The sequence below is a fragment of the Bradyrhizobium sp. 61 genome (assembly GCF_023073075.1).
GTDB lineage: Bacteria > Pseudomonadota > Alphaproteobacteria > Rhizobiales > Xanthobacteraceae > Bradyrhizobium > Bradyrhizobium barranii.
The window spans coordinates 113,468-127,362 of sequence record NZ_JADPIU010000041.1; the positions used below are offsets into that span (position 1 = coordinate 113,468).

Here is a 13,895-nt window from a genome sequence, read left to right on the forward strand (position 1 = left end):
AGCAACAAAGGAGTATCCGATGAGCATGAGAAAGCAGTTTGTTGCGATCCTCGGGCTTCTACTCGGTGCGGCGTTGACACCAGCCGCAAATGCCCAGCAGGTCACTGGCAAGCAGTTGCAGGCCGGCGACGAGTTGGCCTACCAGCTTGCTTTCCAGCGCGGCGCGCAGGCCGTGATCTGGGGCGCGCCGGCCGCTAGCATGATGGGCCTGATCAAGAGTGCCAAAAGCCAGCTGGGCGCAGTCGTCAACGAAGACATCATTTACTTCTCGAAGCCGATGGTCTCCCGGCACGGCTTCCTGACGCCGAACAATCAAACCCCGTACGTCTTTTCGCTCATGAACACGAAGGGCGGGCCCATGGTCCTCGAGGTCCCGCCCGCGAGCCCCAAGGTGGTCTTCTTCGGCACAGCGACTGACACCTGGCAAGTGCCCATCGTCGATGTCGGGCCGGAAGGGGAAGACAAGGGCAAAGGCGGAAAATACCTGTTTTTGCCTCCGGGTTATGAAGGAGAGGTGCCGAAGGGTTACTTCGTCCTTCGGCCCGCGACCTATCACGTCTCGACAGCGCTGCGCCCCATCCAGATCAAGGGTGGCACCCTCGAGGAGGCCGTCGCCTACTCCAAACAGCTCAAGGCGTATCCATTGTCCCAGGCCAAGAACCCGAAGCCGAATCGGTATATCGACGCCTTCCCCAAGACTTGGGACACCCTGCCGCACTACAACTTGAGCTGGTTCGAGGACCTGGCGGCGGTCGTCAACGAAGAGCCGGTGCAAACTCAGGACCTGGTCATGATGGGAATGCTGCCCACCATCGGTATCGAGAAGGACAAGCCGTTCAAGCCGAATCCCGTGGCAGCCAAGGCGCTCGACGAGGCCATCACGCTCGCCTACGCCGAGATGCTGGAATACTTCATCACGCCGGGCAAGGGCTTTGCGCCCTATTGGTCCGACCGGCAGTGGGGCGCGCCGAACTTTCCGAGGGAGGTGCTGGAATCGGGCTTCCACTTTGCGTTCAAGGATCAGTATCTGCTCGATCATCGGGCGGGCGGCTTCGCGTTCTGGGCGACCTGGGTACCCAAGCATCTGGGCAAAGCCACCTTTTATCTCATGGGTCAGCGCGACAAGGACGGCAAGCTGTTTGACGGCTCGTCAACGTACCGGCTGCGTGTTCCGAAGGACACCCCCGCCGCCGAGTTCTGGTCCGTCATCGTCTACAGCCGCACCAAAGACAGTTTTGCCGCCCTCATCCCCAAGTCAGAGCGCGTCGGCACTTCATCCTACGAAAAGGCCGAACTCAAGTCCAACGCCGACGGTTCCATCGACATCTACTTCGGGCCAAAGGCTCCCCCCGGCTTTGAGTCGAACTGGCTGCCTACTGGCCAGGACTTCTTCCTGCTCTTCCGCCTCTACGGGCCGGAGAAGTCGCTCTACGACAAGAGTTGGACATTGCCGGATGTCGAGAAGGTGTCGTGAGGCATCGACAGGGATTACGCCGGGCGCAGAGCCAGCTCGTGCTCCCGCCCGACGCGGGACGTAACGGGCAAGAAAGGACCACCCACGTCGATCGCCGTAAACCTGATTCGTGTGGAAACCAAAATGCCCCTTGAGAGGAGAACAACCATGAAGCGAACATCGAAGTACGCTAGCGCAGCCGGCTCATTGCTGGCCTTGTTTGCCATCCTGCTGCTCGCAGCACCCGACGCTGGATCCCAGGATGCGAAGCGCGCGGACGCACGCAAGCCGATTCCAATTCCCAAGAATCCCACCGAAGTAACCACCACGTCATTGCGCGACGTCGGGTTCTGTGAGGTTTGGCTGATCTCCGGAAACGAGGGGACCGGCTTCACCGTGGTCTTCTACAACAGCATGGGCCTCAACAAAAACCCCGACAAGATGACCAGTTGCCCGCCAGACCTCTGGGCCACGGTCGACCCCAAGAAGCTCGAGGCCGAGTACGACGTTTCTGGTGTCCACAAGTTGGGCCCGCGGTTCTGGACGATGGACTCGTACACAACCCCGTTGGGTCCAGTGATGACCTTCGGGCGCTACGAAACCCGCTGGGGGGGCGAGGGCAAGGTTCCGAAAGATTACAAGTTCCGAGAGGGCGGCGGCCTACCCCCGTACCACCCGATCCCGGCGCATCGAAAGTCGCAAATCAGATACGAGAAAGGCAAGCCGGTCTTCGTCCTCGAGGACAAGGAGGGCACGCCGTGGGTCATGCAGACCCACCCTCCCGGCATAACGTACGACGCGCTCAAGACTCTCGGCGACAAGTTCAGGAAGGCCGACGGCTGGAAGTACCGGATGGTGGTGCTCGACAAGGAACTCGTGATCACGGCGCCTGACGGCTTCAATTGGCTTGTGTATGACGAGTTCGACAACGGCTACGACGGATGCAAGGAGGGCGCCTGCAGCTTCAAGCCGTGACGCAGCCGCAACAGCGCTGGACGCCCTTCATCCACATAAAGAGGGGCGCCGTCTTCCGCTCGGGGTTTTGGCCGTGTGAAAACTCCAGCACCGTGTGCGCTCGTAGAAACACCTCGCAGAAACCGCGCATCATGAGAACTAAATCATGCTGCGCACATGCGGCGCGAGACCCGAATGTCGAGAAGGTGTCGTGATGGAAACTGGCGCTTCGCCGACGGATCCGTCGACGTGCATTTCGGATCCAAGGCGCCACCTGGGAAAGAGAAGAACTGAGTGCAGAACATGGAGGGACACCGTCATGCCGACCGCAGGCTCCCCATCCCGCATGAGCCGGATCTGCATAGTCGGCATGCGAAACTCTAGTTGTCCGGTCTTATACCGGATTGGTATGACGCGAGCACTCCTGCAACTTGCTGTAACCGCTGGGCACCGACTTTTTCGCACTTGAGCCATTGCTGTCTCCCTGCACCAACTGCGCAAGCCAGTTCGTCGGTCACCCGAACAGGGCTCCCGCTACGAAGGGTCGGCTGGTTTGCCCGAATCTAGACAGCAGCGACATCGTGCCCAGCTCAGGAGAAAGCCATGCTGCCGAAATTGCATAGTCGGGGCCTGCCACCTTCAGTAAGGTGACTGAACAAGAAACCGACAGAGGATGCGTTCGCTGCACGTGGCGGTCCGAGACCCCGCGTGTCGACTGGCCGACTATCAAGCTCTGCGAATCTGCTGACAACGTAGGAGAATGCCATGGGCAGGAACACGAATACGTTGATGTTGGCCGCCATCTTGACGGCCTTGGCCTGCGCTTCTGCAGGAGCTCAGCAAACGACCGGCACGCCCGGTTCGCCCGGACCAGCGACGACCACCGTAGACGGCCGGTACCTGCCGAATCCGCCGCAGCCGTTCAAGGGCCAGATCAGCCCCAACGCCGCGGATTCGAAGCCCGCATGGCCGGCGCTCGTCGTGCCGCCCAAAGGCGCGCCCAACGTGCTCCTGATCATGACCGACGACGTCGGCTTCAGTGCGCCCAGCACCTTTGGCGGCGTGATCCCGACGCCGGCGCTGGACCGGATCGCGCAAATGGGCCTGCGCTACACGCGCTTCCACACGACGGCGCTGTGCTCGCCGACACGGGCCGCGCTGCTCACCGGACGCAACCACCACTCGGTGGCCACCGGCGTCGTCGTCGACCAGGCCACCGGCTACCCGGGCTACGACGGCACGATCCAGCGCGACACGGTGGCGATCGGCGAGATTCTGCGTCAGCAAGGCTACGACACCTCGTGGTACGGCAAGGACCACAACGTGCCGATGTGGATGGCGAGCCAGGCCGGCCCGTTCACCGACTGGCCGACCGGGCCGATCAAGGGGTTCGACTACTACTACGGCTTCATCGGCGACGACACCAGCCAGTGGCAGCCGAACAATTTGTTCCGCAACACCACGCCGATCGAGCCTTATCTCGGCAAGCCCGGCTGGAACCTGATCACCGCCATGGCCGACGAGGCGGTCGCGCGGGTCAAGATGCTGAACGAGGTCCAGCCCGACCGGCCGTTCATGATCTACTACGCGCCTGGCGGCACGCACGCGCCGCATCATCCGACCAAGGAGTGGGCGGACAAGATCAGCGCGATGCACCTCTTCGATGAGGGCTGGAACAAGCTGCGTGACACGATCTTCGCCAACCAGAAGCGGCTCGGCGTGATTCCGCCCAACGCCCAGCTCACCGCTTGGCCGACGGGTGCGGCGGGTCTGCCAACGTGGGACACGCTCACCCCCGAAGCCAAGAAGCTCTACATCCGCCAAGCCGACATTTATGCGGCCTACCTGGCGTACACCGACCACGAGATTGGCCGTGTGATCCAGGCGATCGAGGATGCCGGCAAGCTCGACAACACGCTGATCATCTACATCAGCGGCGACAACGGTGCCAGCGCCGAAGGCACACTCCACGGCCTCTATAGCGAACTCGCAGGCATTAATGGCATCCACCCGACGGTCGAAGAGAACATGAAGTTCTACGACGTCTGGGGCACCAACCAGACTTACCCGCACTACGCGGCCGGCTGGGCGTGGGCCTGGGACACGCCGTACCAGTGGACCAAGGAAGTGGCTTCGCACTTCGGCGGTACCCGCAACGGCATGGCCATGGCCTGGCCCGCGCGCATCAAGGACAAGGGTGGCATCCGCCACCAGTTCCACCACGTGATCGACATCGTTCCGACGATCCTCGAAGCGGCCAGGCTGCCGGAGCCGGTGATGGTCAACGGCGTGGCGCAGCGACCCATCGAGGGCGTCAGCATGGCGTACACGTGGGACACCGCGAACGCGCCGGGGCGACGGATCACGCAGTACTTCGAGATGTTCGGCACGCGCGCGATCTACCACGACGGCTGGATCGCCTCGGCGCCACCGGCCTTTGGCTCCTGGGACCTCAAGCTGAGGCCGCCGAACCCGGACGTTATGAACAGCTTCAAGTGGGAGCTTTACGACCTCGAGAAGGATTGGACGCAGGCCGACAACCTCGGGGCCACGATGCCGGACAAGCTGCGCGATATGCAGCAACGGTTCATCATGGAGGCCGAGAAGTACCGGGTCTTCCCGCTGGACACTAACGCCTTGGGCAGGTTCGTCTCGACGGCCAAGCCGAACTACGCCTCCGGCCGCACCGTCTTCACCTACTCGGGCGAATTGAGCAACGTGCCGTTCCCCGCCGTTGGCGGCGCGCCCTCCGTGCTCAATCGCACTTACACGATCACCGCCGACGTCACCATTCCGCAGGGCGGGGCCGAGGGCATGCTGGTCACCGACGGCGGGCACTTCGGCGGCTACGGTTTCTACCTCCTCAAGGGCCGGCCGGTGTTCACCTGGAACCTGCTCCAGCTCGCGATCGTGAAATGGCAGGGCAAGGAGGCGCTCGCGCCGGGCAAGCACACGCTGGAGTTCGACTGGAAACCCGAGGGCCCCGGCTTGGGCAAGGGCGGCACCGGCACCTTGAAGGTGGACGGCAAGGTCACGGACAGCCATCCGATGCCGCGCAGCGTGGCCGTGAGGCTGCCGTGGACCGAGACCTTCAATGTCGGCCTCGACACCGGCACGCCGGTGGACGACCAGGACTACCAAGTGCCGTTCCGCTTCACCGGCACGATCGACAAGCTGACAATGAAGCTCGGGTCCGAGGAGCTGACGCCGTTCGACCGCGAGCTGATCTACGGGAGGCAGCAGGTCGCGAAGTAGGCATCCCAGGCCTGCCTTCATGGAGTGGCCGATCCTGACGGCGAATTGGGAGGCCGACGGCGGCAACCGGTAGACGGTGCCGCTGGCGGTCGGGATCGGCCACCTTCCATCTCAGACGCGTGCCGGTGAACACGCAGATCGGTGGCTATTGCCACGTCGTCCGGCCCGATTTGGGGCCGAATCCACAGGGGACTTGGCATGACAGATGGCAAGCGATTCCAACGGCCAAGTCGTGGACAGCCATCCGATGCGGCGCGCCTGCCGCTCGTCCTCCCGCGGGACGAGACCTTCAAAATCGACCTCGACACCGGCACGCCGGTGGACGACCAGGACCACCAGGTGCCGTTCCGCTCCACCGGCAAGATCGGCAAGCTGACGGTGAAGCCCGGGCGGGAAGAGTTGTGACCGGTGCAAGACGTGCAGGGTTGGCTATCAACCCGAAGGAGAGAGGCCATGAGGACCAAGCTAGCGGTTCTTTTGTGGTTGGTGGTCGTCGGCGCCCTCGCTCCGGCGATCGCCCAGCAGAGCACCGGTACATCAGGTGCAGCCGGCGCGACGCCCACCGTCGACGGCAGATACCTGCCGCCGTTCCCGCCGCCGTTCACGGGCCACATCGGCCGCGAAGCGAAAGACTCCACGCCGGACTTCCCGAAAGAGGTCCGCTCGCCCAAGGGCGCGCCCAACATCCTGCTCATTCTGACCGACGACGTCGGCTTCGCCGCATCGAGCACCTTCGGCGGCCCGGTCCCCACGCCGACGATGGAGCGACTGGCAAAGGCGGGGCTGCGCTACACGCAGTTCCACACCACGGCACTCTGCTCGCCCACGCGCGCGGCGCTGCTCACCGGACGCAACCACCACACCAACGCCACCGGCGTCGTCATGGAGCTGGCCACGGGTTATCCCGGCTACAACTCGCTCATGCCGAAGAGCTCCGGCACGTTCGCCGAGGTGCTCAGACAGAGCGGCTACGCCACCGCCTGGTATGGCAAGAACCATAACGTGCCCGACTGGCAATCGAGCCAGGCCGGTCCGTTCGACCTTTGGCCCACCGGGCTCGGCTTCGACTATTTCTACGGTTTCGTCGGTGCCGATACCAACCAGTGGGCACCGGCGCTCTTCGAGGGCATCAAGCCGATCGAGCCGCCGCACGACGCCAAGGACTACTTCTTCGACACGGACATGGCCGACAAGGCCATCGCGCGCATCCGCCTGCTGCACGCCATGGCGCCGGATAAGCCGTGGCTGCAGTACTACGCGCCCGCCACCGCGCACGCGCCGCACCATGTGCCCAAGGAATGGATCGCCAGGTTCAAGGGCAAGTTCGACCAGGGCTGGGACAAGCTGCGCGAGGAGACCTTCGCGCGGCAGAAGCAGATGGGCATCATCCCTGCCAACACCAGGCTCACGCCGCGCCCCGAGGAAATCCAGGCGTGGGACTCGCTCGACGCCGACCGCAAGAAGGTCTACGCCCGCATGATGGAGGTCTTCGCCGCGGCGCTGACGCACGCCGACTACCAGATCGGCCGCATCATCGACGCAATCGACGAGCAGGGGGATCTCGACAACACGCTTGTCATCTACATCCAGGGCGACAACGGCGCGAGCGCCGAGGGTACGCCGCAGGGCCTGCTCAACGAGATGACCATCGCCAACAACATCCCGGAAGATTTCGCCGAGATCCTCCGGCGCATGGACGAGCTCGGCGGCCCGCTAACCTACAACCACTTCCCGGTCGGCTGGGCGGATGCCACGAACACGCCGTTACAGTGGACGAAGCAGATCGCCTCGCACTTCGGCGGCACGCGCAACGGGCTGGTGATCTCGTGGCCCGCGCGGATCAAAGACCAGGGTAGCATTCGCACCCAGTTCCACCACGTCATCGACATCGCGCCGACCATCCTCGAGGCGACAGGCCTGCCGGCGCCCGCAATGCTCAACGGCGTGCCGCAGAAGCCGATCGAGGGCGTGAGCATGGTCTACACGTTCGACGACGCGAAGGCGCCGTCGCGCCACCGCACCCAGTATTTCGAGATGCTGGGGAATCGCGCCATCTACCATGACGGCTGGGTCGCCGCCACCACCCCGCCTGTGGCGCCTTGGGTCGTCGCGGGCATGAAGCCGGACGTGGACGACTACAAGTGGGAACTCTACCACGTCGCCGACGACTTCAGCCAGGCGATGAACCTCGCCGACCGAGAACCCGCGAAGCTGCGCGAGCTGCAGGATCTGTTCTGGATCGAGGCCGCCAAATACGACGTGCTCCCGCTCGACAACAGCACGGTCGAGCGCTTCGACGTCAGGATCCGCCCGAGCCTCACGCGCGGCCGCAACGTGTTCACCTACCTCCCCGGTCAGATACGGATTCCCGAAGGCACCGCGCCGGACCTCAAGAACAAGTCGTTCAAGATCGGCGCGACGGTGGAGATTCCCGCCGGCGGCGCGAACGGCGTGATTGCGACGCAGGGCGGACGCTTCAACGGCTGGGGTCTCTATCTGCTCGATGGCAGGCCGGTGTTCCACTACAATCTGGTGGGCGTGCAGCGCTTCGCCTTCGCCGGCAACGACAAGCTCGCTCCCGGCAAGCACTTCATCCTGGTGGACTTCAAATACGACGGCGGCGGCCTCGGCAAGGCCGGCACGGTCACGCTCAGCGTGGACAGCAAGACAGTTGCCGACGGCCGCATCGACCGCACTTACGCCTTTCGCGTCTCGCTCGACGAGACCTTCGACGTCGGCGAGGACACCGGCACGCCGGTGAGCGAGGACTACGCCGTGCCGTTCAAGTTCACCGGCACATTGGAACGCGTTCTCATCCGGCTCGCCGACACGGCGTTTACCGCCGAGGACGAGGTGCAGATCCGGCGGGCCAGGGTCGCGGTCGACATCTGGAAATAAGCCAAATCCGCCATCGCAACTACGCAAGGGTCGGGCAAGCAGAATGACGGCGACATGCGTTGATCGGGGACACGACCCGAACCGATCAAGCCCTTTCGGAGAGTTTCCCCAACCGAACCTTCGCGCGGAAGAAGGTGTGGCGAAACGTGAAGAAGCTCAAGGAGGCGCGGGGTCGGCAGGCCGCCTACAAGTAGCTGCGGATCCTTTCTATATCCAGAAGAGAGACGTTGAGCTCGCTTTACAGCGAGGCGCCGTCTGCGCACGCCGAGGCACCCGCGAGATTCGAAAAGAGGACTGTTGTCATGGATGCCACATTCGGCGTTTTAGACGCCTTCGCATTTGTCGTGTTTGCTGTTCTGATCGCGGTGGCGGTGATCGCAATTGTGAGTTTGGGGCAATTGCCGGGCCGACTCGCGCGGAAATGGGGACATCCGCAGGCTTCCGCGGTTAACGCCGCCGGTTGGATCGGCCTGGCGACCGGGGGCTTGTTGTGGCCACTGGCTTTGATCTGGGCCTTCATTACTCCATCCTGGTCGGCCGCTTCGAGAACGAAGGAGAGCGATGAACACGACAGCGTCGCGCAGCAGCCAACTCCTTTGCACAAGGTCTCATCCGAGGAGACACCGCGGTGATCGCATTCCTGATCGTGATCTATTGCGCCGTCGTGCTCGTGCTCTTCAAGGTTTTGCATTTGAAGCCGCGGCCCTATCTCATCGCATGCATGGCCCTCGCCGGCATTCTCATGATCGGCGGGGTAGTGGTGGCGTGGACGCAGTCGGCGCCGCTAACGGGGCAGTTGGTGACAACCCAGTATGTGGTTCAGCTCGTCCCGTATGTGAAGGGACAGGTCAAGGCGGTGCATGCCGAGGCGAACCAGCCGATGAAGAAAGGCGATTTGCTGCTGGAGATCGACCCGGCGCCGTACCAGTACACTGTTGATCAGCTTGAGGCCCAGCTCAAGGCGTCAAAAGCGAACGTCGAACAAGCACAGGCTGGCGCGCAAGCAGGGGATGCGAATGTGGCGAAGGCCAAGGCCGGGATCGCCCAGTCTCAGGCCGCGATCGATGAAGCCAAGGCGGCCGTGGCCAATGCGCAAGCCAGTCTCAACAAGGCGAAAGCGGCCGCCGATCTGGCCAAGACGCAGGAACAGATCGCCTTGAACATTCAACGAGCGGACGTCGCCGCAATCAGCCAGCTCAAGGTGGCCGAGGCCAAGCAGCAGCGCCAGGAGGCGGATGCAGCCGTTCAACAGGCCGCAGCCGCCGTCACGCAGGCGCAGGCCGCCGAGCAGCAGGCATCGGCCGGTCTCACGGCCGCGCAGTCGGCCATGCAGCAGACAGAAGCTGCGGCGCGTCAGGCGGCCTTCGCTATAGTCGTGGCCCAGAGCAATGTGCCCGGTGTCGAGGCTCAACTGGGGGACGCGCGTTTCAACCTCGCGCAGTGCAGGATGACGGCGCCCGCCGACGGATACGTAGTGAATTGGCAGGTTCAGGTGGGGACCATGCTGGTGCCTATGCCACTCGCAGCAGCTGGGACCTTCATCGACACGTCAAACATTGCGGTTGCGGCGGTGTTTCCTCAAAATTGGCTTGCGAATGTGAAGCTCGGGGATGACGTGGAGCTGGTGCTCGACCCCTATCCAGGCCGTCTGTTCACCGGCAAGGTGAACGCCGTGATTCCCGCCTCGGGTGGAGGTCAATTCACCACAAGTGGAGATATTCCCACTGCCGCAAAGGTTGGATCGACCGGCGCCTATGCGGTCAAGATCCTGTTCGACGATTCGGCCGTCTCGCGCAATCTGTCGATCGGTTCGGGGGGAAGTGCCGCCATCTACACCCAGGTCGGCAAGCCGACTCACATCATCTCCAAGGTCGCAATGCGGATGAAGAAATGGCTGCTGTACGTCGCGCCGACCGTGGCCAAGGCCTAGCCGGAGCCATGTTGGCTGCCCGGATGAATTTGCCGAATTTGCATGTGACATTAATGCCGCAGCGAGCGTCTTTGTATCTCAACGCTGCGGACGCTTTGGTGCGAGTGATCCTCAAAATTGATAAATTGAAAATGCGCCCCTGGGCAACTCAAGGGAGATTGCGGGAATGGGGAGTTTCCGTCGCGTCCAACGCGGAGCCGCGCGCCGCACCCTGTCGGCGGCGCTAGTTCTGCCCTTGGCTGCCTGTGCCGTCGGCCCCGACTTCATTCCGCCAGCGGCCCCGATCACGGACAAGTTTCTTGGCGCGAACAGCCGTTCGATCAAGTCGGGTCACCAGGATTATCGCGATTGGTGGATGGCTTTCCGCGATCCTACGCTCAAGCAACTCGTCCAGATTGCCTACGACCAGAATCTCACTTTGTTGAGCGCCGGGACCCGCGTGTTGCAGGCCCGGGCTGCGCTGGGCATCGCCATCGGCTCGTTCTATCCACAGGTGCAGCAGGGGACGGGCTCGTTGATCTACACCCAGCCCAGCGCTGCCACGCCGCTCGCCCTTCCGAACGCCACACCCACTCAATTCTGGACCGATTCGCTGGCCGCGCAGGCTGCCTGGGAACTGGACTTTTGGGGCAAGTTTCGGCGTGGCGTTGAGTCCGCCGATGGCGCCTATCTTGCTTCGATCGCAAGCTACGACGACGTTCTAGTTACGCTTCTGGGTGACGTCGCGGCAACCTATATCGGCATCCGCACCACCGAGCAGTTGATCGCGATCGCCCGCTCCAACATCAGCAAGCAGGAGCAAAGCCTCAAGATCGCGCAAGCCAAGTTCAAAGGCGGCGGCTCCAGCGAACGTGACGTTTTCCAGGCGAGCAACGTCCTCGAGCAGACGCAGGCAGCGATTCCACAGTTGACTATCCAGTTGCAACAAGGACAGCACGCGCTCTGCGTGCTGCTCGGCATCCCACCCATCTCGCTGAATGCGCTGCTCGCCCGATCGAGAGGCAGGATACCTGCGCCGCCCAGCACGATCGCGGTTGGAATCCCGGCGGACCTGCTCCGCCGCCGGCCGGACGTTCGCGTCGCCGAGCTTGTCGCTCTGGCCCAGAACGCCCAGATCGGCGTGGCCGAGGCGCAGCTTTATCCGGCCATAAGCATCACCGGCACATTCGGAGGCGCTGCCAGCACCGCCAATGGCCACAACCTCGGGCAGATCGTCAGCGCGAAAGGCGTGACCTATGCCGCCGGCCCGTCGTTTCAATGGAACATCCTGAACTATGGACAGATCACCAACAGCGTGCGTCTGCAGGACGCGAAGTTGCAACAGCTGTTGGTCGATTATCAAAACACTGTCCTCAAGGCGCAGCAGCAGGTGGACGACGGCATTTCGGCGTTTCTGCAATCGCGGATCCAGGTCGGATACCTGCGCAAAAGCGCTGAAGCTGCACGCGGCGCTTTGAGAATTGGGACCGAACAGTACGAGCAAGGGGCTACAGATTTTACGACCGTGCTGACCGCCGAGCAGAATCTGTTTCAGGCGGAGAGCAGTGTGGCGACAGCCTTGGCCAATGTCGCGCTCGCTGCGACCGCCATCTACCGCGCGCTCGGGGGCGGATGGCAGATACGGGAAGACAGCTATTTCGTGACGGCTGCGACGGTCAACCAGATGCGAGCACGGACTAATTGGGGACAGCTATTGCCGCCAGCCGGCGAGCCGCAGCCGCGGGAGCCCGGTCTTCCCACTCCGGCAGATATCGGACCGACGGTTCGGCCTCCCGAATGGTGAGACCATGCAGGAGACACATCAGCCGCGCAATGCGCGATTATCTAAGGATCGCGAGCGCCGTTGGCTTTGACTGGAATGGCTACAATCTGACCCGAAACATTCGGCGTCACCTCCACTACCCGTCCGGTGACGGTCAGGATCCCTATGCTGATGCCGGAGCCTCGATTACGACGTGCCAGCTCAATTGACGAAGCTGAGCCGCCACGTCGGCTATTGGCAGATAGTGTTTCAAAAAGTCGAAAATCGAATAACCCTCAAAAATCTCGCGAAATCCGATCTTTGGACTTCTCTGCTGCTGCGTCACTTTTAGCGTCGCTACCAAGGTTCGTGATCAATTTTGGATGGAGCGATAGGTCCCTCACGTCGCCGCGCGTAAAACGCGCTCTAGCAGTCTGCAGTCTGCTAGCTAGAGTCGGCCGCCTGTCATTTACAGGTCACGGCCTAGCACGGCTCAAAAATCTGTTCCGAAAAGAAGAATAGCAACCTTGTTGCGCGCGCACGACACAGAAGAGGCAGCGGACCCGTCTTTTCGTCGTTGAACCATCTCGCCCCTTCGGTGCGAGCTTGATGGCCGAGATGGGGCCATTTCCCATCGTGGCCTCGGATAGAGCCTCGCAGGCCGTGCATTTCGTCCACCCAAACGCTCTCTACGATACCGGCCTTTCCGTCGGTGAGGATCACGGCTTTTCCGACAAGCTCGGTCTGGGCTTGACCGAACTCGCCGATGATCGCGGGCGCGCGGACCTTCGCAATTGCCATTGGGTACCCGGGTCAGAAACGGGTCGGTTCGCATTTGCAAGGTGCGGAAGTCGTGACCGGCAGGTGGCAAAGGATGTCGCGGGAACCGCGACCAATGCCGATCGAGAAAACTTGAGGCGACGCTAAAATGCCGGTCATACGGCGAAGGCCGGTACACGCCGTCGGCGCACATGATCAAGCTGACCGAGAAACGCGAGGTCACATCTTACAAGTGAGTTCATCCGGAAGAGGACAGATGAATTCCATCCTGTGAACCTCATCACTTGCCGACATGAATTCCGGCCCATTTTTGGGAATGCGCGGGTCTCGCAACTGTAATTGTTGCAGTCTCGCCGATGGTGCGAGGGCATCAGCCTCACTTTGTGTCGCGACCTACCGCAACTATGGCGGCAGTGAATGTATCCTGACTGCCTGACCACCTGTGGCGGGTGAGGCAGGCATGCGCTATTGAAGCTCGGCCCGGGACAACTGACAAACGCCGGCGGCCTTACGTCGGAGGTCGGACGTGTGACGGCGGTCTGAATGAGCTCGACCAGGTTCGCCGAGAGCCAGCGAACATACGCACGACGCCGGTGCCGAAATCCCATCCTTATCAAATCGTTGACCGCTCAATCGACGAACGGGCGGATTATGTCAGAGAAAAATAACCATAGTGGCGATTGCGGCTGCCGTATTCAGCATTGCACAACGGTGGTGATAGTACGGTGCGGATAAAATTGCACTCACCAAGATATATCACGGGCACTATCCGCATGTTTACCATATACAATTGCATCGCCTACGAACACGACTTGCGACTAGTGGTGCTGGCGGCCCTCGTATGTGCGCTCGCGTCTTTCGCGGCGATCAACTTCCTCAATCAC

General features: G+C 62.2%; 9 protein-coding genes. 8 read left to right on the forward strand and 1 reads right to left on the reverse strand.

Features of this window, described 5'->3' with window-relative positions; all coding sequences use genetic code 11:
• Positions 1-19 precede the first annotated feature (19 nt).
• The 8 genes from IVB46_RS12470 (at position 20) to IVB46_RS12505 (ending at position 12,273) form a co-directional block, all read left to right on the forward strand.
• Positions 20-1,474 carry a DUF1254 domain-containing protein gene (locus IVB46_RS12470; protein ID WP_247342870.1) on the forward strand — a complete coding sequence of 485 codons (1,455 nt, stop codon included), beginning with the start codon at positions 20-22 and terminating at the stop codon, positions 1,472-1,474.
• Positions 1,475-1,621: 147 nt separating this feature from the next.
• Positions 1,622-2,428, forward strand: a complete 807-nt coding sequence (locus tag IVB46_RS12475) for a hypothetical protein (RefSeq protein WP_247342872.1) — start codon at positions 1,622-1,624, stop codon at positions 2,426-2,428.
• Positions 2,429-3,172: 744 nt separating this feature from the next.
• Positions 3,173-5,662: an arylsulfatase gene (locus IVB46_RS12480; protein ID WP_247316047.1), complete on the forward strand. Its 2,490-nt coding sequence runs from the start codon at positions 3,173-3,175 to the stop codon at positions 5,660-5,662.
• A gap of 198 nt (positions 5,663-5,860) precedes the next feature.
• Positions 5,861-6,067, forward strand: coding sequence for a hypothetical protein (locus tag IVB46_RS12485; protein WP_247316050.1), 207 nt, complete (start codon positions 5,861-5,863; stop codon positions 6,065-6,067).
• 48 nt (positions 6,068-6,115) lie between these two features.
• A complete protein-coding gene (locus IVB46_RS12490; RefSeq protein ID WP_247342874.1) occupies positions 6,116-8,560 on the forward strand; it encodes an arylsulfatase in 2,445 nt (814 codons plus the stop codon).
• 302 nt (positions 8,561-8,862) lie between these two features.
• Positions 8,863-9,192 carry a DUF3302 domain-containing protein gene (locus tag IVB46_RS12495; RefSeq protein ID WP_247316054.1) on the forward strand — a complete coding sequence of 110 codons (330 nt, stop codon included), beginning with the start codon at positions 8,863-8,865 and terminating at the stop codon, positions 9,190-9,192.
• Complete coding sequence (locus IVB46_RS12500) at positions 9,189-10,490, forward strand: biotin/lipoyl-binding protein (RefSeq protein ID WP_247316057.1); 1,302 nt, start codon at positions 9,189-9,191, stop codon at positions 10,488-10,490. The genes IVB46_RS12495 and IVB46_RS12500 overlap by 4 nt, the downstream gene beginning before the upstream one ends.
• Before the next feature lie 166 nt (positions 10,491-10,656).
• Positions 10,657-12,273 carry an efflux transporter outer membrane subunit gene (locus IVB46_RS12505; protein WP_247316060.1) on the forward strand — a complete coding sequence of 539 codons (1,617 nt, stop codon included), beginning with the start codon at positions 10,657-10,659 and terminating at the stop codon, positions 12,271-12,273.
• 441 nt (positions 12,274-12,714) lie between these two features.
• On the opposite strand, the gene IVB46_RS12510 is transcribed toward IVB46_RS12505, so the two are convergent.
• Positions 12,715-13,032 (reverse strand): hypothetical protein, encoded by a 318-nt coding sequence (locus IVB46_RS12510; protein ID WP_247316062.1) that lies wholly within the window; start codon positions 13,030-13,032, stop codon positions 12,715-12,717.
• Positions 13,033-13,895: the final 863 nt, after the last annotated feature.